Origin of the sequence: Mitsuaria sp. RG (genome assembly GCF_028369275.1) — a bacterium.
Lineage (GTDB): Bacteria > Pseudomonadota > Gammaproteobacteria > Pseudomonadales > Pseudomonadaceae > Aquipseudomonas > Aquipseudomonas peradeniyensis.
In genome coordinates this window covers 1-21,838 of sequence record NZ_JAQMYQ010000025.1, presented here as the reverse complement: position 1 = coordinate 21,838, position 21,838 = coordinate 1, and the positions used below count along the sequence as shown (strand labels likewise).

Annotated in this window: 19 protein-coding genes; 11 read left to right on the top strand and 8 right to left on the bottom strand. The window is 65.3% G+C overall.

The genetic code is table 11. The features are described 5' to 3' along the window. Window positions 1-162 precede the first annotated feature (162 nt). Window positions 163-333: a PA1571 family protein gene (locus tag POF53_RS15195; RefSeq protein ID WP_203647472.1), complete on the top strand. Its 171-nt coding sequence runs from the start codon at window positions 163-165 to the stop codon at window positions 331-333. A gap of 53 nt (window positions 334-386) precedes the next feature. Here POF53_RS15195 and pdxB read toward each other — a convergent pair whose 3' ends face one another. The 3 genes from pdxB to rlmM all read right to left on the bottom strand — a co-directional run bounded on the left by pdxB (window position 387) and on the right by rlmM (window position 3,094). Further along, a complete protein-coding gene (gene pdxB, locus POF53_RS15190; RefSeq protein WP_203647473.1) occupies window positions 387-1,529 on the bottom strand; it encodes a 4-phosphoerythronate dehydrogenase PdxB in 1,143 nt (380 codons plus the stop codon). Between the two features lie 47 nt (window positions 1,530-1,576). Further along, the gene (tusA, locus tag POF53_RS15185) at window positions 1,577-1,819 is read right to left on the bottom strand and encodes a sulfurtransferase TusA (protein WP_050704845.1); all 243 of its coding nucleotides are present in this window, start codon (window positions 1,817-1,819) and stop codon (window positions 1,577-1,579) included. Between the two features lie 210 nt (window positions 1,820-2,029). Beyond that, window positions 2,030-3,094, bottom strand: a complete 1,065-nt coding sequence (gene rlmM, locus POF53_RS15180) for a 23S rRNA (cytidine(2498)-2'-O)-methyltransferase RlmM (RefSeq protein ID WP_232856035.1) — start codon at window positions 3,092-3,094, stop codon at window positions 2,030-2,032. Between the two features lie 219 nt (window positions 3,095-3,313). On the opposite strand from rlmM, the gene acnA reads away from it, so the two are divergent. The 3 genes from acnA to POF53_RS15165 all read left to right on the top strand — a co-directional run bounded on the left by acnA (window position 3,314) and on the right by POF53_RS15165 (window position 8,806). Next, the gene (gene acnA / locus POF53_RS15175; protein ID WP_232856034.1) at window positions 3,314-6,067 is read left to right on the top strand and encodes an aconitate hydratase AcnA; all 2,754 of its coding nucleotides are present in this window, start codon (window positions 3,314-3,316) and stop codon (window positions 6,065-6,067) included. Window positions 6,068-6,263: 196 nt separating this feature from the next. Further along, window positions 6,264-7,040, top strand: a complete 777-nt coding sequence (locus POF53_RS15170; RefSeq protein ID WP_203647474.1) for a CPBP family intramembrane glutamic endopeptidase — start codon at window positions 6,264-6,266, stop codon at window positions 7,038-7,040. A 200-nt stretch (window positions 7,041-7,240) separates the two neighbouring features. Beyond that, on the top strand, window positions 7,241-8,806 hold the full coding sequence (locus POF53_RS15165; protein ID WP_110738546.1) for a methyl-accepting chemotaxis protein: 1,566 nt from the start codon (window positions 7,241-7,243) through the stop codon (window positions 8,804-8,806). 224 nt (window positions 8,807-9,030) lie between these two features. On the opposite strand, the gene POF53_RS15160 is transcribed toward POF53_RS15165, so the two are convergent. From POF53_RS15160 to POF53_RS15145, 4 genes are all read right to left on the bottom strand, one after another. Next, window positions 9,031-9,945 (bottom strand): pseudouridine synthase, encoded by a 915-nt coding sequence (locus tag POF53_RS15160; protein WP_498968340.1) that lies wholly within the window; start codon window positions 9,943-9,945, stop codon window positions 9,031-9,033. A 20-nt stretch (window positions 9,946-9,965) separates the two neighbouring features. Continuing rightward, window positions 9,966-10,274 carry a transcriptional regulator gene (locus POF53_RS15155; RefSeq protein WP_203647475.1) on the bottom strand — a complete coding sequence of 103 codons (309 nt, stop codon included), beginning with the start codon at window positions 10,272-10,274 and terminating at the stop codon, window positions 9,966-9,968. A gap of 68 nt (window positions 10,275-10,342) precedes the next feature. Then, window positions 10,343-10,579, bottom strand: coding sequence for a glutaredoxin family protein (locus POF53_RS15150; RefSeq protein WP_050704806.1), 237 nt, complete (start codon window positions 10,577-10,579; stop codon window positions 10,343-10,345). Window positions 10,580-10,651: 72 nt separating this feature from the next. Continuing rightward, window positions 10,652-11,839 carry an ammonium transporter gene (locus POF53_RS15145; protein ID WP_498968389.1) on the bottom strand — a complete coding sequence of 396 codons (1,188 nt, stop codon included), beginning with the start codon at window positions 11,837-11,839 and terminating at the stop codon, window positions 10,652-10,654. Between the two features lie 364 nt (window positions 11,840-12,203). Here POF53_RS15145 and POF53_RS15140 point away from each other — a divergent pair, with 364 nt between their 5' ends. From POF53_RS15140 to POF53_RS15115, 6 genes are all read left to right on the top strand, one after another. Continuing rightward, a complete protein-coding gene (locus tag POF53_RS15140; protein ID WP_498968338.1) occupies window positions 12,204-12,476 on the top strand; it encodes an ElaB/YgaM/YqjD family protein in 273 nt (90 codons plus the stop codon). Between the two features lie 9 nt (window positions 12,477-12,485). Then, window positions 12,486-12,860 carry a phage holin family protein gene (locus tag POF53_RS15135; RefSeq protein ID WP_203647476.1) on the top strand — a complete coding sequence of 125 codons (375 nt, stop codon included), beginning with the start codon at window positions 12,486-12,488 and terminating at the stop codon, window positions 12,858-12,860. Beyond that, a complete protein-coding gene (locus POF53_RS15130) occupies window positions 12,857-13,186 on the top strand; it encodes a hypothetical protein (protein WP_203647477.1) in 330 nt (109 codons plus the stop codon). The genes POF53_RS15135 and POF53_RS15130 overlap by 4 nt, the downstream gene beginning before the upstream one ends. 78 nt (window positions 13,187-13,264) lie before the next feature. Then, complete coding sequence (locus POF53_RS15125; protein WP_203647478.1) at window positions 13,265-14,596, top strand: deoxyguanosinetriphosphate triphosphohydrolase; 1,332 nt, start codon at window positions 13,265-13,267, stop codon at window positions 14,594-14,596. A 783-nt stretch (window positions 14,597-15,379) separates the two neighbouring features. Continuing rightward, entirely contained in the window at window positions 15,380-16,009 is a 630-nt protein-coding gene (locus POF53_RS15120) for a response regulator (protein WP_498968335.1), read from the top strand. A 4-nt stretch (window positions 16,010-16,013) separates the two neighbouring features. Beyond that, a complete protein-coding gene (locus POF53_RS15115; RefSeq protein ID WP_498968333.1) occupies window positions 16,014-19,643 on the top strand; it encodes a transporter substrate-binding domain-containing protein in 3,630 nt (1,209 codons plus the stop codon). A 30-nt stretch (window positions 19,644-19,673) separates the two neighbouring features. Here the strand turns inward: POF53_RS15115 and POF53_RS15110 are convergent, their stop codons facing one another. Next, window positions 19,674-20,018 carry a YggL family protein gene (locus POF53_RS15110; RefSeq protein WP_050704800.1) on the bottom strand — a complete coding sequence of 115 codons (345 nt, stop codon included), beginning with the start codon at window positions 20,016-20,018 and terminating at the stop codon, window positions 19,674-19,676. Between the two features lie 186 nt (window positions 20,019-20,204). Here POF53_RS15110 and dacB point away from each other — a divergent pair, with 186 nt between their 5' ends. Then, entirely contained in the window at window positions 20,205-21,668 is a 1,464-nt protein-coding gene (gene dacB, locus POF53_RS15105; RefSeq protein ID WP_498968331.1) for a D-alanyl-D-alanine carboxypeptidase/D-alanyl-D-alanine endopeptidase, read from the top strand. Window positions 21,669-21,838 lie beyond the last annotated feature (170 nt).

The following is a 21,838-nucleotide window of genomic DNA, read 5'->3' as shown; positions in this document are numbered from 1 at the left end:
ATCGAACAGAACAACAGTGACTATGCTCATTCGTTCTAACCTGTGTCTGGAGCTTTGTCGCGCTTTCTGTTGGACTGTTCCGGCATGACGCCGAAGAAACTGTCACAGACCAGTCACGGCGAAGCACTACCTTGAGCTTGAACCTGAAAGAGGAGACAGGATATGAGCTTGCAGCACACCGATACGCCCAAGAACCAGAACCGTCCGCAACCTCAGGTCTGCGGCTCGATCATCGATGCCCAGGGCCGCGAGGTCCCGATCACCGAGCAGATGATCCAGAAGGCCTGCAAGGACCTGGAAGACAGCCGGGTCAAGAAAGTCGGCAAGGCCTGACCCCCGAATTGCGTGCAACCCGGCGCTTGCGCCGGGTTTTTATTGGCTGGCCGTCAGGCCAGCACCGCCCCCAGTGCGCTGACCAGTTGCACCAGCTGCGGCGCCTCTCCACGGACACGTACCGCCAGCCCCTCGATCTCGCGCCTTACCGGGTAGTGCTTGCGCAGCAGGTCGAACGCTGCACGCTGTTCGGCCGGCTCTTCGCTCAGGCTGCGACGAAAATCCGCATCGTCGCGACGTGGGTCGTAGACCGCCCGGCACAGGGTGGCCAATGCCCACGCCGGATCCGCGCTCGGGTCAAACTCGATCTGCGCCAGACCCGGCGCCGGCAACAGGTCGGCCAGGCGCACCTGCTCGGGCTCCCCGCGCCAGCGGCAGAAGGCCTGGTAGATCTGCGCCGTGCCCCGCTGCTTGCCGTCCAGGCTGTAGCCGGCGATATGCGGCGTGGCCAGGGTGCACAGGTCGGCCAGTTGCAGGTCCACCTGCGGCTCGCCCTCCCACACATCAAGCACCGCGTGCAGATCCTCGCGATCCAGCAGCAGTTCGCGCAGGGCCGCGTTGTCCACCACCGGGCCGCGGCTGGCGTTGATCAGCCAGGCGCCGGCACGCAAGCGGGCCAGGCGCGGCTGGTCGAGCAGGTGCCAGGTCGGGTGATCGCCGCCGCGTTGCAGCGGCGTGTGCAGGCTGATCACGTCGCACTGCTCGAGGATCGTCTGAAGGTCGACAAAGTCGCCGCCCTCGCTGGCCTGGCGCACCGGGTCGCACACCAGCACCTTCCAGCCCAGGCCATGCAGCACCCGCACCAGGCGCCCGCCGACCTCGCCGGCGCCGACCACGCCATAGACGCGCTTGGCCAGGTCAACGCCGTCGAGTTCGGCCAGGGTCAGCAGGCTGCCCAGCACGTAGTCCACCACGCCACGGGCGTTGCAGCCCGGCGCGCTGCTCCAGTGGATACCGGCCTGGGCGAAATAGTCGAGGTCGAGGTGATCGGTGCCGATGGTGCAGGTGCCGACAAAGCGCACCCGGCTGCCTTCGAGCAGTTGCCGGTCGACGCGGGTCACCGAGCGCACCAGCAGCACGTCGGCGTCCTTGACGCAGGCGGCGTCGATGGCCCGGCCGGGGTAGCGGCGGATCTCGCCGAAACCGGCGAAGAAGGCATCGAGCAGCGGGATATTCTCGTCGGCAACTATCAGCATGGTGCTCTCCTGTCAGGGGAGCGCAGTGTAGCGCGATCGCAGCCGGCTCAGTCGGCCTTCTTGCGGATCCAGTACAGGTAGGTGCCGGCCTCTTCCTGCTGGCCGAGCAACTCGTGGCCGAGGAAGATGCAGAACTTGGGAATGTCGCGACGGGTCGACGGGTCGGTGGCGATCACCTTGAGCACGCCGCCGCCGGCCAGCTCGCGCACGTGCTTGTGCAGCATCATCACCGGCTCCGGGCAGTTCAGGCCGGTGGCGTCGAGGATCGCGTCGTGGGTGAAATCGGTCATGTAGGGCTCCGCAAAATGATCGTCATTGTGGCGCATCGGTCGAGGTGCTCCAAGGGGCTGAGAACCGAAGCCCCCTGTAGGAGCGGCCTTGTGCCGCGAAAGGGCTGCAGAGCAGCCCCGGCAATTTCTGCTTTCACGCTGAAATCCTGGGGCCGCTTTGCGGCCCTTTCGCGGCACAAGGCCGCTCCTACAGTGGCCGGGCAAACCCGTTTAACGCGGTTTCAGGTCCAACCGGCGCAGGTGGCAGGTCACTTCCTCGCGGTCGTGATACAGCTGCTTGCAGGCGATCGACACCTTCACCTTGCGCGCCTTGAACCCGGCCTCGATGCGCTCGAGCAGCTTGCGCACCTCGGCATGGCGCTGCTTCATCGGCAGCTTCAGGTTGACCACTGCCTCGCGGCACAGTCCTTCGCCCAGCCAGGTCTCGATCAGCGAGGCGGTGCGCGCCGGCTTCTCGACGATGTCGCAGACCATCCAGTCCACGGTCTGGCGGGGTTTCCAGGTGAAGCCGTCAGCCATCAGGTGGGTGACCAGGCCAGTGTCCATCAGGCTTTCGGCCATCGGCCCGTTGTCGATGGCGGTCACCAGCATGCCGCGCTTGACCAGCTGGTAGGTCCAGCCGCCGGGGGCGGCGCCCAGGTCGACGCCGGTCATGTCGTCGTTCAGGCGCTGGTCCCACTGCTCGCGGGGAATGAACTGGTGCCACGCCTCCTCGAGCTTGAGGGTCGAGCGGCTGGGGGCTTCGCGGGGGAACTTCAGGCGCGGGATGCCCATCGGCCACAGCGCCGAGTTGTCGGCCTCGGCCAGCCCCAGGAACACCCGCCGGCCACTGATGAAGGTCAGCAGCAGGCGCGGCCGCCGGGCGTCGTCCACCAGCCGTCCGGCCTTTTCCAGGGCCTTGCGCAGCGGTACTTCGAACTTGCGGCAGAAGGTCGACAGTTCCTTGCCGTCGTTGCTGTCGAGCACTTCCAGCCAAAGGCTGCCGCACACCGGCAGCGCGGCAAGGTGCTCGAGCAGCACGCTGATGCGGTCGGTCTCCGGCAGCTCGACGTAGGCGCCGCGGGCCCACTGGCGCGGGAAGATCAGCTGCGAAAAGCGCAGCGTCTGCATCATGCGTTGGGCACCGTCCGCCTCGCTGCAGACGAACTCGGCACAGGCACTCTGCGGCTTGCCCTTGGCATAGCCGGCCACGCCCAGGTGGGCGGCGTGTTCGCTGATTTCGGCGCAGACCTCGCCCTCGAAGCCGGGCCGGCAATGCATGAACAGGGTATTCATTTCTCACTCCACATCACTGGCGCAGACGGCGCCAGGGCGGCGAATGATAAAGGAAGATCGGAACCGACGACACGCCCCATCGGTCCAGAAAAGGGTCAGGGCGGACAAACCGGTCTAACCTGACTGTTCAGCCAGGTCCGTGCCGTGCGGACCGGTCCAGAGCGGTGACACCGGCGAGCGACCCGCAGTCGCCGGGCACCGGAGCACAAGGAGTTGTAAATGCCCTCGCTCGATAGCCTGAAAACCCTCAAGACCCTCCAGGTGGCCGACCGCGCCTACCACTATTTCAGCCTGCCCGACGCCGCGCGCCAGCTCGGCGACCTGCAACGCCTGCCCATGTCGCTGAAGGTGCTGCTGGAAAACCTGCTGCGCTGGGAAGACGGCAAGACCGTCACCGGCGACGACCTGCGCGCCCTGGCCCAGTGGCTGCAGGAGCGTCGCTCCGATCGCGAGATCCAGTACCGCCCGGCGCGGGTGCTGATGCAGGACTTCACCGGCGTACCGGCGGTGGTCGACCTGGCCGCCATGCGCGCTGCGATGGCCAAGGCCGGCGGCGACCCGCAGCGGATCAACCCGTTGTCGCCGGTGGACCTGGTGATCGACCACTCGGTAATGGTCGACCGCTACGCCAGCCCCAATGCCTTCGCCCAGAACGTCGACATCGAGATGCAACGCAACGGCGAGCGCTACGCCTTCCTGCGCTGGGGCCAGAGCGCCTTCGACAACTTCCGCGTGGTACCGCCGGGCACCGGCATCTGCCACCAGGTCAACCTCGAGTACCTGGGCCGCACCGTGTGGACCCGCGAAGCGGACGGCCGCACCTATGCCTTCCCCGACACCCTGGTCGGCACCGACTCGCACACCACCATGATCAACGGCCTGGGCGTGCTCGGCTGGGGCGTGGGCGGCATCGAAGCCGAGGCGGCAATGCTCGGCCAGCCGGTGTCGATGCTGATCCCCGAGGTGATCGGCTTCAAGCTCACCGGCAAGCTGCGCGAGGGCATCACCGCCACCGACCTGGTGCTGACGGTGACGCAGATGCTGCGCAAGAAGGGCGTGGTGGGCAAGTTCGTCGAGTTCTATGGTGACGGCCTGGCCGACCTGCCGCTGGCCGACCGCGCCACCATCGCCAACATGGCTCCCGAGTACGGCGCCACCTGCGGCTTCTTCCCGGTGGACCAGGTAACCCTGGACTACCTGCGCCTGTCCGGTCGCCCCGAGGAGGCCGTGCAACTGGTCGAGGCCTACAGCAAGGCCCAGGGCCTGTGGCGCCTGCCGGGCCAGGAGCCGCTGTTCAGCGATACCCTGGCGCTGGACATGAACGACGTCGAAGCCAGCCTCGCCGGGCCCAAGCGCCCGCAGGACCGGGTCGCCCTGGGCCAGGTCGCCCAGGCCTTCGACCACTTCATCGAGCTGCAGCCCAAACCACTGGCCAAGGAGGTCGGCCGCCTGGAAAGCGAGGGAGGCGGCGGTGTGGCGGTGGGCAATGCCGACCAGGCCGGCGAGATCGACTACACCCACGAAAACCAGACTCACACCCTGCGCGACGGCGCCGTGGTGATCGCCGCCATCACCTCCTGCACCAATACCTCGAACCCCAGCGTGATGATGGCGGCCGGGTTGGTGGCGAAAAAAGCCGTGGAGAAGGGCCTGACCCGCAAACCCTGGGTCAAGAGCTCACTGGCGCCAGGTTCCAAGGTGGTCACCGACTACTACAAGGCCGCGGGCCTGACACCTTACCTCGACCAGCTTGGCTTCGACCTGGTTGGCTATGGCTGCACCACCTGCATCGGCAACTCCGGCCCCCTGGACGAGGCGATCGAGAAAGCCATCGGCAGCGCCGACCTCACCGTCGCTTCGGTGCTGTCGGGCAACCGCAACTTCGAAGGCCGGGTGCACCCGCTGGTCAAGACCAACTGGCTGGCCTCGCCGCCGCTGGTAGTGGCCTATGCCCTGGCCGGCAGCGTGCGGCTGGACCTGACCAAGGACGCCCTGGGTACCGGCAAGGACGGCAAGCCCGTGTACCTGCGCGATATCTGGCCAAGCCAGCAGGAAATCGCCGAGGCCGTGCGCAAGGTCGACACGGGCATGTTCCACAAGGAGTACGCCGAAGTGTTCGCCGGCGACGCCCAGTGGCAGGCCATCGAGGTGCCCCAGGCGGCCACCTATGTCTGGCAGGACGACTCCACCTATATCCAGCACCCGCCGTTCTTCGACGACATCGGTGGTCCACTGCCGGAAATCGGCGATATCCACGGCGCGCGCATCCTCGCCCTGCTCGGCGACTCGGTGACCACCGACCATATCTCCCCGGCCGGCAACATCAAGGCCGACAGCCCGGCCGGCCGCTACCTGCGCGGCAAGGGCGTGGAACCACGGGACTTCAACTCCTACGGTTCACGGCGCGGCAACCATGAGGTGATGATGCGCGGCACCTTCGCCAACATTCGCATCCGCAACGAGATGCTCGGTGGCGAGGAAGGCGGCAACACCCTGTACGTACCCACGGGCGAAAAACTGTCGATCTACGATGCCGCCATGCGCTACCAGCAGGACGGCACGCCACTGGTGGTGATCGCCGGGCAGGAATACGGCACCGGCTCCAGCCGCGACTGGGCGGCCAAGGGCACCAACCTGCTGGGGGTCAAGGCGGTGCTGGCGGAGAGTTTCGAGCGCATCCACCGCTCAAACCTGGTGGGCATGGGCGTGCTGCCGCTGCAGTTCAAGGCCGGCGACGACCGCAAGCGCCTGGGGCTGACCGGCAAGGAACGCATCGATGTGCTGGGCCTTGGCGGGGCGCAGATCCGCCCGGGCATGAGCCTGAAGGTGCGCATCACCCGCGAGGACGGGCGCCAGGAGCAGATCGAAGTGCTGTGCCGGATCGATACCCTCAATGAGGTGGAGTACTTCAAGTCAGGGGGGATCCTGCATTATGTGCTGCGGCAATTGATCGCGGAGCAAAGCAGGCGATAGTTGGCTTCGCAGCCCTTTCGCGGCACAAGGCCGCTCCTACAGGGGAACGCGATCTCTTGTAGGAGCGGCCTTGTGCCGCGAAAGGACCGCAAAGCGGTCCCGGCATTACCCGCCCAAGCGCGTAAACATCCAAGTGTCCTGAAGGCCATGGGGTAAGTCCTACCCTCCTCGGATTCACCGGCACTAAGGAAATGTCATGCCTCTTCCCCACTGGATCGCCCTGCTCCTGCTCGCCCTCGGCTATGCAATCGCCCTGACCTACGGCAGCCTCGGCCTCGCCGCCCTGCCCGCCTTGCTCGCCCTGCTGTGCAGCGCACTGCTCGCCCGCCGTCCGGTACGCTGGCAACAAAGCCTCGGCCACTTGCTGTTCATCCTGCTCGCCCTCGCCCTGGCCCTGCACTGGCTGCCCGGCTTCCACAGCGCCAAAGTGATCGACAAGGCCGTGCTCAGCGACGGCGCCGTGCCCTTCTCCCTGTACCTCAACCTGGACAAGCCTCTGATCGGTCTGTGGTTGCTGCTGGCCTGCCCGTGGCTGGTGATGCTGCGCCCACGCGGCCTGCTGCCCGGCCTGGCACTGACCCTGCCATTGACCCTGCTCGCCTGCCTGGGCGGCGCCTGGGCACTGGGCATGGTCGCCTGGGCACCGAAATGGCCCGACCAGGCCTGGCTGTGGCTGCTGAACAACCTGCTGTTGGTGAGCCTGACCGAAGAACTGTTGTTCCGTGGCTATATCCAGGGCGGCCTGCAACGTCTGTTCAGGCATGAAGGGCTGGCGTTGCTGGTGGCCGCGCTGTTGTTCGGCCTCGCCCACCTGGCCGGTGGCTGGCAATGGTTCTACCTGGCCACCCTGGCCGGGGTGGGGTATGGTCTGGCCTATCGCCATGGCGGGCTGGCGGCGGCGGTGCTGTGCCACACCTGCGTCAACCTGGCGCACTTCGCCGCTTTCAGCTACCCGATGCTGGCCCCGAATTGAACAATCGGTCATGATCAGACCTGATCGTCATCATTTATAAAGAAAACTGCAATATTGGCGGCAACGGCTGCGATCAGGTGGGCTGCATTAGCTCAGCCGCACTGATGGCACCTTGCCCCAGATCAAGCCAGTTAAATATTCATTCAATAAAACCAGAGGCTTGCCGATACCCGTCGAAAGCCTTGCGGATTGAACAGCCAATGCGTAACAACCAGCCGATTACCCAGAGAGAACGGACTTTCCCTGCCCAGCAGCGGTTGATCTCCACCACCAACGCCAAGGGCGTGATCACCTACTGCAACGATGCCTTCATCGAGATCAGCGGTTTTTCCCGCGAGGACCTGATGGGCGCGCCGCACAACCTGGTGCGCCACCCCGATGTGCCACCGGCCGTGTTCGCCCACATGTGGCAGACCCTCAAGCAAGGCCTGCCGTGGATGGGCATCGTCAAGAACCGCTGCAAGTCGGGCGACCATTACTGGGTCAACGCCTACGTCACGCCGATCTTCGACAGCAACCAGGTGGTCGGCTACGAGTCGGTGCGGGTCAAGCCCACCGCCGAGCAGATCCGCCGTGCCGAAGCGCTGTACCAGCGCATCAACCAGGGCCGCTCGGCCATCCCGAAACGCGACAAGTGGCTGCCGGTGCTGCAGGACTGGCTGCCGTTCATCCTGGTCAGCCAGATCGGCTTCCTGATCGGCAACTGGCTCGGCCATTCCTGGGGCTTCGCCCTGGCCGCCGGCCTGTCGGTGCCGCTCGGCCTGCTCGGCCTGAGCTGGCAGCAGCGCGGCCTCAAGCGCCTGCTGCGCCTGGCCGAACAGACCACCTCCGACCCGCTGATCGCGCAGATGTACACCGACAGCCGCGGCGTCCAGGCGCGCCTGGAAATGGCCATGCTCAGCCAGGACGCACGGATGAAGACCTGCCTGACCCGCCTGCAGGACAGCGCCGAGCAGCTCAGCGACCAGGCCCGCCAGTCCGACGCCTTGGCCCACCAGAGCTCTTCGGGCCTGGAGCGCCAGCGGGTGGAGACCGAGCAGGTCGCCGCCGCCGTCAACCAGATGGCCGCCACCACCCAGGAAGTGGCCAACCATGTCCAGCGCACCGCCGACGCCACCCAGGAAGCCAATCGCCTGACCAGCCAGGGCCGCAACATCGCCGGCGAGACCCGTGACGCCATCGAGCGGTTGTCCGCCGCCGTGGGCGAGACCGGGCTGACCGTTACCCAGCTGGCCAAGGACAGCGACGAGATCGGCGGCGTGGTCGATGTGATCAAGGGCATTGCCGACCAGACCAACCTGCTGGCGCTCAACGCTGCCATCGAAGCGGCACGTGCCGGCGAGATGGGCCGCGGCTTTGCCGTGGTGGCCGACGAGGTTCGCCAGTTGGCCCAGCGCACCGCCGAATCCACCGGGCAGATCCACACCCTGATCGCCAAGCTGCAACAGACCGCCAACAACGCGGTGCAGACCATGGAAACCGGTCATCGCCAGGCCCAGGAAGGCGTCGAGCGGGTGATGGAGGCCGACCAGGCGCTGGTGGGTATCAGCGAGGCGGTGGCCAATATCACCGACATGGCCACCCAGATCGCCGCCGCCACCGAGGAGCAGTCCGCGGTGGCCGAGGAGATCAGCCGCAACATCAGCACCATCGCCGACCTGGCCGACCAGACCTCCGGCCAGGCCCAGCGCTCGGCGCTGCTCAGCGAAGAGCTGACCAGCACGGCAGGTACCCAGTACTCGCTGGTGGAACGCTTCAACCGCTGACCAGCGGTGACAGACTGTAGGCGCCAGCCGTGCTGGCGCCTACAGCGGCGGTGCCGTCCTCAAGCCATGCCCCATGCCTGTGGGAGCGGGTTTACCTGCGAAGCAAGCGACGCGCTGCCTGGCACCGGCTGCGCCGGTTCGCGGGCAAGCCCGCTCCCACAGGAATCGCGCCAGCTTGAGACATTTGCCCAAGACAGCGCCGGGCGAAGATGTGGGACTGGCCTTTACCAATCCAACTCCAAGCGGCTTTCGAAATAACGCACCTCACCCGTCAACGGATCCTCGAAGCGCAGGCTGTGGGCCAGCAGCTTGAGTGGCCGCGCGTAATCATCCTGTTCGTTGACCAGCTGCGGATAAAAAGGATCGTTGCAGATCCCCGCGCCCAACGCCGCCATATGCACCCGCAACTGATGGGTCTTGCCGGTGACCGGTGACAGGCCATAGCGCCACAGCTCGCCATTCTTCTCCAGCACACAGGCGTGGGTTTCGCTGTTGTCGGCCCCTTCCACTTCATGCATGCGGAAGAACGGCTCGCCATGCACCAGACGGCTGCGGTGCACCAGCGGGTAGTCATGCTGCGGCATGGCCGCTGCGATGGCCTGGTAGTGCTTGTCGATGCGCCGCTCGGGGAACAGGCGCTGATAGGCGCCACGGCTTTGCGGGTTGGCGGAAAACAGCACCAGCCCGGCGGTGTGCCGGTCGATGCGGTGCAGCGGCACCAGGTGCGGGTTGTCCAGGCGCCGGATGAGCCGGCGCAGCAGCGTCTGTTCGACGTACTCGCCGGTGGGCGTGACGGGTAGGAAGTGCGGCTTGTCCGCCACCACCAGGTGCTCGTCGACATGCAGGATTTCTTCCTGCACCGGGATCACCTTCTCGTTGGGCACTTCACGGAAATAGTGCAAGCGCATGCCCCGCCGATAGAGCGTATCCGCCGCAATAGGCTGGCCGTCGGCATTCAGCACCCGGCCCCGGGCGAAGCGGTCAAGCCACTGCTCACGCGCGATGCCCTTGAAGTGATCGCACAGGCAGTCGAGCACGTTTGCCCAGGGCCCCGGAGGCAGGCATACGGTACTGGCTTGCTGGTGGGCGGGGTCGAAAGGCGTGGTCATCATCGGGCTCGGTTCTACGTGGGCGGACATTATCTCCTACCCCCTGCCCCTCAACCAGCCTCGCTGGCCGGCTCGCAGCGCGCCTTGAGCCAGCGCAGCACCTGCACCGCGTCCCAGCGCCCCGGATCGTAGAGGGCGTAGCTCAGGCCCTGATAGCCCACCACGTCCAGCGGACGGTGAAAGCCGGCGCGCTGGAACAGCGCCTCGATCTCGGCAAAGCAGGTGTTGAAATGCACCTTGCCGAACGGCGTGCGTTCGTCGGTGACGATGCCGTCGAGGCGCAATTCCAGCACGGCCTCGCACACACGCTCGGGAGCCATGTGATTGACGCTGTACTTGAGTTGCTCGACATTGAGCATGGCTTCACCTCGGATACTGTATTTATATACAGCATACGGAGCGAGCCACCCGCTCGTCAATGCGCGACTCAGCCGAGGAAGGCCACCACCTGCTCGGCATCGAACGGCCAGCCCAGCTCGGCGCCGGTATCGCAACGGCGCAGCACCGGGATGCTCAGCCCGTAGCGTTCGAACAGCGCCTCGCTGTCGGCGATATCGACCAGCTCGACCAGCAGGCCGTGCTCGACGAACGGCATCAGCACGGCCTCGGCCACTTCACACAGGTGGCACCCCACGGTGCCGAACAACTGGGTTTCAGGGAGCATGCAGACATCCGTAATTCGCATGAATGGATGCTCATTCTAGGTCCGTCCCCGCCAACGCGCACCTGACCTGGCTCAATCCTGGCTGGTGGCGCCGATCCGGTGCACGGCCAGGTCCGCGCCCTGGAACTCCTCCTCGTGGCTCAGGCGCAGGCCATGCAGCGCCTTGATCAAGCCATACACGGCAAAACCGCCGACCAACGCCACCAGCACACCCGCCAGGCTCCCCAGCAGCTGGCTGACCAGGCTGACGCCGCCCAGGCCACCCAGGGCCGCCTGGCCGAACACGCCGCAGGCAATGCCGCCCCAGATGCCACACACGCCGTGCAAGGGCCATACCCCCAGCACGTCGTCGATCTTCCAGCGGTTCTGCGCGGCAGTGAAGCACCAGACGAACAGGCCACCGGCCACCAGCCCGGTGACCAGCGCGCCCACCGGGTGCATCAGGTCGGAGCCCGCGCACACCGCCACCAGGCCGGCCAACGGGCCGTTGTGCAGAAAGCCCGGGTCGTTACGCCCGGCCAGCAGGGCCGACAGCGTGCCGCCGACCATGGCCATCAGCGAGTTGATCGCCACCAGCCCGCTCACCCCCTGCAGGGTCTGCGCGCTCATGACGTTGAAGCCGAACCAGCCGATGATCAGGATCCACGAGCCCAGCGCCAGGAACGGAATGCTTGACGGCGCGAACGCCACCAGGCGTCCGTCGCGGTAGCGGCCACGGCGCGCGCCGAGCAGCAACACCGCCGCCAGCGCCAGCCAGCCGCCCATGGCGTGTACCACCACGGATCCGGCAAAATCATGGAACGGCGCGCCGAAACGCGCCTGCAACCAGGCCTGCAGGCCAAAGTTGCCATTCCACACCACGCCTTCGAAGAACGGGTAGATGAACGCCACGATCAACGCCGTCGCGCACAGTTGCGGCGCAAAGCGCGCGCGCTCGGCGATACCGCCGGAGATGATCGCCGGAATGGCCGCGGCGAAGGTCAGCAGGAAGAAACACTTGACCAGCGCATAGCCGTGATCGCTGGCCAGCGTCGCCGCCGGTTGCAGGAAACTCACGCCATAAGCGATCCAGTAGCCGATGAAAAAATACACCAGGGCCGAGACGGCGAAGTCACTGAGGATCTTCGACAGGGCGTTGACCTGGTTCTTGTGCCGCACCGTGCCGACCTCGAGAAAGGCGAACCCCGCGTGCATGGCCAGGACCAGGATCGCGCCCATGAGGATGAACAAGGTGTTGGAGCCATGGACCAGGGAGTCCATCGCGCTGTGCATGTTTTCCATGAAGTGGCAGACCTGCAAAAAGGCACCAGGACAGTTCAAGAACCGGCATCCATGCACCGGATCGGTGCCAGGCCCCTGCCCCGTTTCGGTGAGCCGGGCGGCGCCTGCGTGGTTTTTTCTTGGGTTTGTCGTGGATTGGGTTAAGGTTTAGCGGTATCCGCAACGCTGGCGCATGGTTTCGGCGCAAGCCGCGGCGGACACGCACCGCTTTTTAGCAAGCGCTGTACCAACACATCCCGCTGAACCTTCCGCGCCACCGATCACTCGAAATAACCAGCACACATCCACAGGGAGAGGCCCATCCATGGCCAGCAAATCGGCAAAGACTGCACAGGAAATATTGATGGCTGACTTCCAGGCTCTGGTCCGCGATACCGAGAAGCTGCTCGCCGACACCGCCAACCTGGCCGGCGACCAGGCCGACGAACTGCGCGAGCAGATCCACGAACGCCTGGTGCAGGCCCGCGAGACCCTGCAGTTGACCCAGGATTCGGTGCGCGCTCGCGGCCAGGCGGCCCTTGGCAGCGCCGAGGAATACGTGCAGGAGAACCCGTGGCAGGCCATCGGCATCGCCGCCGGCGTCGGCCTGCTGATCGGCCTGCTGGCCAAGCGCTGAGGAGCCGGCATGGACAACGACGCCATCGGCACGGGCGCCTCCGGTCGGCGCCTGGGCGCGGCCATATTGGGCCTGCTGCACAGCCATATCGAGTTGTTCGGCATCGAGTTGCAGGAGCAGAAGGCCCGCACCCTCAGTCTGCTGTTGTTCGCAGGTCTGGCCCTGGTGTTCGCCCTGCTGCTGCTGACCGCGCTGTCGGGCCTGGTGCTGGTGCTGCTGTGGGACAGTTACCGACTGGCCGGGATCATCGGCCTGTGCGTGTTCTACGGACTCGCCGCGCTGTACTGCGGCCTGCGCCTGAAAGCCGCGGTGTTCGATGAATCCTCGCCGTTCAATGCCACCCTCGAGGAGTTGGCCAAGGATCGGGAGCGCCTGCTGCCATGAGCCTGCCCGAACTGCCCAACACCCGTAACCCCCGTGAGCTGCGCAAGGCGCTGCTGCGCCTGCGCATGGAAATGCACCGCCAGGAAATCCGCCACGAGTCCGGCCAGTTGCTCGAACCGGTCCGCCGCCTGCGCGGCATGGGCGGCTCGTTCGGCGAGGGCCTGGGCGTCAAGCACGGCTCGCTGTGGGGTATCGGCGCCGTCGTCGCCCTGGGTTTTCTCACCGGCAAGGGCGTGCGCAGCGGCAACCTGGCGCGCCTGGTGCGCCTGGGCACCAGCCTGGTACCGCTGATCCGCCTGTTCCTCGGCAACAGCCGCCGCCCCTGAGGCCAAGGCGCGTCCGACGCTTGCGCGGGCGCGCCGGACGCAGGAAGCTATCCCGACTCTACGATGGGAGATCACGCCTTGGACTGGCACACCCTGCTGACCCGCGAACGACTGGGCAAGGCCCTCTACAGCCCCGAGGAACTCGGCCGCAGCCCGTTCCACAAGGACCACGACCGCATCATCTTCTCCGGCGCCTTCCGCCGCCTGGGGCGCAAGACCCAGGTGCACCCCGTATCCAGCAACGACCATATCCACACCCGCCTGACCCACTCCCTGGAGGTCAGCTGCGTCGGCCGCTCGCTGGGCATGCGCGTCGGCGAGACCCTGCGCGAGCAACTGCCGGACTGGTGCGAACCCAGCGATCTGGGAATGATCGTGCAATCGGCCTGCCTGGCCCACGACATCGGCAACCCGCCGTTCGGCCATTCCGGCGAGGACGCCATCCGTCACTGGTTCCAGCAGGCCGCCGGGCGCGGCTGGCTGGACGACATGAGCGACGATCAACGCACCGATTTCCTCAACTTCGAAGGCAATGCCCAGGGCTTTCGCGTGCTCACCCAGCTCGAATACCACCAGTTCGACGGCGGCATGCGCCTGACCTATGCCACCCTTGGCGCCTACCTCAAGTACCCATGGGCGGCACGCCACGCCGACGCCCTGGGCTACAAGAAGCACAAGTTCGGCTGCTACCAGAGCGAACTGGGGCTGCTTGAGCAGATCGCCGGCAAGCTCGGCCTGCCGCAGCTGGAGCACCAGCGCTGGGCCCGTCACCCCCTGGTGTACCTGATGGAGGCCGCGGACGACATCTGTTACGCCCTGATCGACCTCGAGGATGGGCTGGAGATGGACCTGCTGCAATACGCCGAGGTCGAGGCGCTGCTGCTGGACCTGGTGGGCGATGACCTGCCGGAAACCTATCGCCTGCTAGGGCCCGGCGAATCACGTCGGCGCAAGCTGGCGATCCTGCGCGGCAAGGCCATCGAGCACCTGACCAATGCCGCCGCCCAGGCCTTCGTCGAACAGCAGCAGGCCCTGCTCGCCGGCAGCCTGGCGGGTGACCTGGTCGAGCACATGCATGGCCCGGCGCAACGCTGCGTACTGCAGGCCAAGGACATGGCGCGCAAGAAGATCTTCCAGGACAAGCGCAAGACCCTGCACGAGATCGGCGCCTACACGACCCTGGAGATCCTGCTCAATACCTTCTGTGGCGCGGCGCTGGAACAGCATGGCGGGCGTACCCCGTCGTTCAAGAGCCGGCGGGTGCTGGACCTGATCGGCAACAACGCCCCCGACCCGCATGGTTCGCTGCACGACGCCTTCCTGCGCATGATCGACTTCATCGCCGGGATGACCGACAGCTACGCCAGTGAAATGGCTCTGGAAATGACCGGGCGGTCCAGTCCGAAGTGAGGGGATGACGGGGTGTTCGGCGCGAAGCTTTCGGCGCCTATGAGATCGAGCGCCGCCCGCGCGGCGCATCGCGACGCAAGGCCGCTCCCACATCTGTTTCGGGCCAGTCAATCCTGTGCCATTACCTGGTCCGCCTTGTTGGCCCGACGCAATTTCAGCATGGACACCAATGCCGCCCCGCAGGACTTGAGGCATGCACCAAGGCGGGCGCCGTCTCATTCACAGGAATAATTGGCCCGAAACAGATGTGGGAGCAACTGTCTTGCTCAATTTCTAGAATCTGGCGCGATCCCTGTGGGAGCGGGTTTACCCGCGAAGCAGACGACGCGGTGCCTGGCACCGGCTGCGCCGGTGTTCGCGGCTGAAGCCGCTCCCACAGCGACCGCGCGGCCCTCAAGCCACGCGCTATGCCTGTGTGAGCAGCCTTGTGCCGCGATGCGCCGCGCGGGCGGCGCTCGATCTCATAGGCGCTGCATGGATCGCGGCGGACACCTGGAGGCCCTCACCCGATCAATAACCTCGCGCCCAAACGTCCTTGAAACGACTGACGTTTAATACGCATGAAATTTCCCACGCAATATTGATTCCCAATAAACACGCTCACTACGCAACCCCACCAAAACGATCAAACCCTGACAAATCCCTGTCAATATCTACATCACTCGTAGCAATGTTTCGCCAACACTGTAAGTAAATTCCTATATCCCGGTTTTGGCAGCCACTTCCCTGCCCGTCGACATTCAACTGAGCTAATGTGCCGGCTGCCTTCACGCGCCGCATGGAATGTTGAATATGCACTCAGTCTTTATAGTTGATGACCATCCCGTCATACGTTTGGCGATACGGATGTTGCTGGAAAACCAGGGATACAAGGTGGTCGGGGAATCGGACAACGGCGTGGACGCCATGCAGTTGATCCGCGAGACCCCGCCGGACCTGGTCATCCTCGACATCAGCATTCCCAAGCTCGACGGCCTGGAGATGCTCTCGCGCCTGCAGGCCATGGCCATCCCGCTGAAGGTCCTGGTGCTCACAGCCCAATCGCCGGCACTGTTCGCCGTGCGCTGCATGCACTCCGGCGCGGCCGGGTACGTGTGCAAGCAGGAAGACCTCAGCGAACTGCTCAGCGCGATCAAGGCCGTGCTGTCCGGGTACAACTATTTCCCCAGCCAGGCGCTCAATCCACCGCCGACGGGCAGCAACCAGGAGCTGGAACTGTTCCGCCAGGTCAATGATCGGGAACTCATGGTCCTGCAACTTTTTGCCCAGGGGCGCAGCAACAAGGAGATTGCCAAGGGCATGTTTCTCAGCAACAAGACCGTCAGCACTTACAAGAAACGTCTCATGCACAAGTTGCGCGCCAGCACTTTGGTGGAATTGATCGACGTCGCCAAACGCAACGCGCTGGTCTGAGGTCATGATGTGGAGGTGCATCGTTACATCGCTGCTGTGCCTGGGCATGCCGCTGCAAGGTGCCGGCGTGACCGTCGACACGGGGCGAACCTATACCCTGCTCAGCCGTTCAGCGCCGGCATCGGTCCAGCCCAGCCTGACACCGGCCCAGCGCGACTGGCTCGCGCAGCGCCGGGAACTGGTGCTGGGCACCTCGGCCCCTGACTACCCGCCGTTCGACATCGCCACGGGCGGGCGCGAGTACCAGGGGCTGACGGCCGACTACGCCGGACTGATCGGCAGCGCCCTGGGCCTGCCGGTGCGGGTGCAGCGCTTTCCCAGCCGGCCGGCGGCGGTCGCGGCGCTCAAGAGCGGGCATATCGACCTGCTGGGCAGCGCCAACGGCTATGAAGCGGTGACCCAGGGCCTGGCGCTGTCGCGGCCCTACGCCATCGACCAACCGGTGCTGGTGACCCGCGAGGATGAAACCCGGGCGCTGGACACGGGCCTGACGGGCATGCGCCTGAGCATGCTGTATCACTACCTGCCGCCCGGGGAGATTCACGCCAACTACCCCAAGGCCGAGCTGCTTACCTTCGAATCGTCCACCCAGGCGCTGAATGCCGTGGCCTTCGAGCAGGCCGACGTGTTCATCGGCGATACCATTTCCACCCACTACCTGATCAGCCAGGGGCACCTGCCGCACCTGCGCATGGCCAATTTCGGCAAGCACGAAGCCGTGGGCTTCAGCTTCGCCATGCGCGAGGACGCACTCACCCTCCAGTCCCTGGTGGACGCCGCCCTCGACGCCCAGCCCAACACCACCCGCAACGATATCTTCAAGCGCTGGAGTGCCAGCAGCGGTAGCCTGCTGACCGATCGCAAGCTGCAGTTGTCGGCGCGCGAGGAACAGTGGCTGAGCGAACATCCGATCATGCGCGTGGTGGTCAACGACACCGCCGCGCCCCTGACCTTCTTCGACAACAATGACCGCCTGCGTGGCATCGTCGCCGACCTGCTAGAACTCATCCGCCTGCGCACCGGCCTGCGCTTCGAGATCCGTCGCGCCAGCGGCGATGGCGACATGGTCGACCAGCTCGAGTCCGGTCGCGCCGATATCATCGCCAGCCTCTCCACCGACGCCCGTCGCGGCAGCCCGCTGCAGGTCAGCCGGCCCTACCTCGAAAGCGCCTACGTGCTGGTCAGCCACACCGGCAACGACCAGCCCAGCAACCTCAAGCAACTCAAGGGCAAGCGCGTCGCCGTGCCACGCGACAGCAGCGTGGCCGCCCTGCTCGCGGCACGTCACCCACGGATTCACCAGGTCGCCACCGAAAGCACCTACTACTCCATGGTGCTGCTCGGCAGCGGCGCGGTGGATGCGGCAATCGCCACCCTGATCGACGCCAACCACATGCTCGCCACCAGCAACAATCTGGTGATCCGCAGCACGGTGGGCACGGAACCGGCAGCCTTCACCATGGCGACCGCCGCCGGGGCCAGCGAGCTGGCGGCGATCCTCGACAAGGCTCTGTTGAGCATTTCGCCGGAGGAACTGGGGGTGATCAACAGCCGCTGGCGCGACCATGGCCTGCGTGACGACGCCTACTGGCGCAGCTACCGCCGGCTGATCCTTCAGGTGGCGGGGGGCATTGCGGTGCTGCTGGTCCTCGCACTGGTGTGGAACGCCCGGCTGCGCCGTCAGATCAAGCAGCGTCAGCGGGCCGAACGAGCGCTCAACGACCAACTGGAATTCATGGGTGCGCTGCTCAATGGCACGCCTCATCCGATGTATGTTCGCGACCGTGACGGACGCCTGCAAAGCTGCAACGACAGCTACCTGCAGGCCGTCGGCGCCAGTCTCGAGGAAGTCCTGGGCAAGAGCCTGGACGAGGCCCCCTTCAGCGACTGCGACTATACCCGCCAGGTCCAGGACGACTACCAGCGGGTGATGGCCCAGGGCAAACCCTTGATCCTCGATCGCCCCCTGCGCCTGCGGGACCGCGAGCTGACGATCTATCACTGGATCCTGCCCTACCGCGACTCGGTGGGCGAGATGCAGGGCATCATCGGTGGCTGGATCGATATCAGCGAGCGCCGCAATCTGGTCCAGGACCTGCGCCTGGCCAAGCAACAGGCCGATGACGCCAATCGGGCCAAGAGCACCTTCCTGGCCACCATCAGCCATGAGATCCGCACGCCGATGAACGCCCTCATCGGCATGCTGGAACTGGCCCTCAAGCGCGCCGACCAGGGCAAGCTGGACCGCCCTGCGCTGGAGGTCGCCCATCATTCGGCCAGTGACCTGCTGGGGCTGATCGGCGACATCCTGGATATCGCCCGGATCGAGTCCGGACAGATGTCCTTGGTCCCCGAAGCAGTCGACCTTGCGGCCCTGGTCGAGTCGGTCGGCCGCGTATTCGACGGCCTGGCCCGGCACAAGGGCCTGGTGCTGGACGTGGTGATTGCTCCCGAGGCCCGCTGCCACGCCATGCTCGATCCGCTACGGTTCAAGCAGGTGCTGTCGAACCTGGTGAGCAATGCGATCAAGTTCACCGAACAGGGGCAAGTGCGCATCACCGCCAGGTTGCGCAACGATGGCGAATCTGCCATGCCGACGCTCGACCTGGAGGTGCGCGACAGCGGTATCGGGATCCACGAGCAAGACCTGCAACGCCTGTTCTCCCCCTTCGTGCAGGCCAACCCCTACAGCGACGGCGCCAGGGCCGGCACCGGGTTAGGGCTGGTCATCAGCCGCGACCTGTGCACGATGATGGGCGGCGAGCTCACCCTGCAGAGCCTGCAGGGCGTCGGTACCCGGGTCCGTCTGGTGATGCCGCTGCAATGCGTCGATCCGGTCACGCCCCAGCCCCGATCACCCACGGAAATCCCGCAACCGGACCAGCAGCTGCGCATCCTGGTGATCGACGACCACCCAGCCAACCTGTTGCTGATGGCACAGCAACTGAACTACCTGGGCCTTGGTCAGGAAAGCGCCGAAGATGGACGCGAAGGGCTGCGCAAGTGGCGCGAGGGTTGCTTCGATATACTCATCGTCGACTGCAACATGCCGCTGATGAATGGCTTCGAACTGGCCAGGACCGTGCGCATGGAGGAGCAACTGCGCAACCGGCCACGCTGCACCATCCTCGGCTACACCGCCAACGCCCAGCCCGAGGTGCGCCAGCAATGCCTGGATGCAGGCATGGACGATTGCCTGCTCAAGCCCATCGGCCTGCAGGTGCTGGGGCAGCGGTTGAAGGCCCTTGCACGGATTGCCTACCAGGAAGACGAGCACCATACGCCCGCCGTGCGGTTCGATCTCGATGGCCTGTCGGCGATCGTTGGCGACAACCTCGCCGACCGCGACCGCATCCTCGACACCCTGCTGCTGAGCCTGCGCCAGGACCTGCAGGCGCTGATGGCCATCGACCCGCAACGCGAGGGCGGCGAGCTGGCATTACAGGCACACAAGATCCTCAGCGCGGGACGGATGCTGGATGCTCAGGCGTTGATCGAGGCGTGCGAGGCGCTGGAGGTGACGGACTTGCCCCAGGCTGAACTGAAACGGCGCCGTCAGGCGCTGGCGCGGCACATGCGCCGCGTGGAGAAAGCCCTGGCCAGGCAACGGGAGCACCTGGCCGAGGTCGGATGAGGGCGGTACAAGGCGTACCGCCGCCATTCATCAGGAAGCCGGGTTGACCGGTTTTTCCGGGTACCAGGCGTCCAGCAGCGGGCTGACTTCGATATTGGTCAGTTCGCTGCGGCCCTTGAGCCAGGCTTCGACAGCGGCGCGCTGTTCTTCGTTGACCGAACCACGGGTGGCCTTGCAAACCAGGCCGAAGTCGTCGCCACCGACGTAGTCCAGGCCGTTGGCATCCATGGCTTCAGCCAGGAAGGCGTCGAGGAAGGCATCGATGGCTTCATCGGACAGGTCTTCCTTGAAGCCCAGGTTCAGTTCGAAACCCAGCTCCTGGAATTCGTCCACGCACAGTTTCTTGCGCAGGCGACGGGAACGGTTGGTAGCCATGAAACAATCCTCTCAATTAATTACGCGCGGCACTTTACCAGTTTCCGGCGCCTAGCGGCGCTTTTCCGTCGAATGAGGCCCATGCTCGTGCTGCTTGGGGCATAATGCGCACTACATTTTGTCCTGGGGCCATCACTTCCTACAGCCCCGTTGTCTTTTCCCCTCGCCTGCAGGGTTTGTCCATTTATGATCAAGACGCTCCGCCCACTGCTGCTCGCCGGCCTGTTCCTGCCCCTGTCGCTGTCCGTGCAGGCCGCCGCCGTCAACACCAGCCTGCCACCTAAGGTGCAGCAGGCGCTCAAGACCAACAAGCTGCAGGATTCGGCCCTGTCGCTGGTCATGCTGCCGCTGGACGGCCCGGGCACGGCGACCGTGTTCAACGCCGATGTGTCGGTCAACCCGGCCTCGACCATGAAGCTGGTCACCACCTACGCCGCGCTGGAACTGCTGGGCCCCACTTTCCAATGGAAAACCGAGTTCTACACCGACGGCACCCTGAGCAACGGCGTGCTTAACGGCAACCTGTACCTCAAGGGTGGCGGCGACCCCAAGCTGAACATGGAGAAACTCTGGCTGCTGATGCGCGACCTGCGCGCCAATGGCGTTCGTACCGTGACCGGCGACCTGGTCCTGGACCGTAGCCATTTCGTGCAGCCCAACTTGCCGCAGTTCGATGACGACGGCGGCGACGAGAACAAGCCGTTCCTGGTCAAGCCGGACTCGCTGCTGGTCAACCTCAAGGCTTTGCGCTTCGTTGCCCGCAACGACGGTGGCAAGGTCAACGTCTCGGTCGAGCCGCCGATCGCCAGCATCCGCATCGACAACCAGGTCAAGGCCGTGGCCGGCAAGCAGTGCACCGGCGAGGTGCGCTACAACCCGGTAGTCCAGCCGGACGGTGTCAGCGTCACGGTCAGTGGCCAGCTCGCCGACGGCTGCAACTCGCAGACCTATCTGTCGCTGCTGGACCACCCGACCTACGCGGCCGGTGCCGTGCGGGCGATCTGGAACGAGCTGGGCGGCAGCATCCAGGGTCGCGATCGCATCGAAAACGTGCCCAAGAGCGCCCGCCTGCTGGCCCGCGCCTTCTCGCCGGACCTGGTGGAAGTGATCCGCGACATCAACAAGTACAGCAACAACACCATGGCCCAGCAGCTGTTCCTGAGCCTTGGCGCGCAGTTCCGCACCGACGCCGACGGCGACGATGCCCGTGCCGCCCAGCGTGTGGTGCGTCAGTGGATGGCGAAGAAAGGCATCACCTCGCCGCACCTGGTGATGGAGAACGGCTCGGGGCTGTCCCGCGCCGAGCGGGTCAGCACCCGCGAGATGGCGGCGCTGTTGCAGGCGGCCTGGAAGAGCCCTTACGCGGCGGAGTTCATCAGCTCGATGCCGCTGGTGGGGATGGACGGCACCATGCGCAAGCGGCTCAAGCGCACGGCCATGACGGGCGAAGGGCACATCAAGACCGGGACCCTGAATACCGTGCGGGCGATTGCCGGGTTCAGCCGGGACAGTAACGGGCACACCTGGGCGGTGGCGGCCATTCTCAATGATCCCAAGCCTTGGGGGGCTTCCCAGGTGCTGGACCAGGTGTTGCTGGATCTTTATCGCCAGCCCAAGGTGGGGAATGGGACTGTTGGGGTGATGCCTTGATTTGAGTGGGGTTGGGGTTGGGGCTTGGCTTTAAGGTGTTGGTTTTGATGGATGTAAGCGCATTCATTGGCGATGGTGACGCATAGTCACCTTTTCGCCCTTACGGCGACCTACTTTTGCTCTTGGGCAAAAGTAGGCAAAAACCGCTCGCTCCATTCATCCGGCCCCTA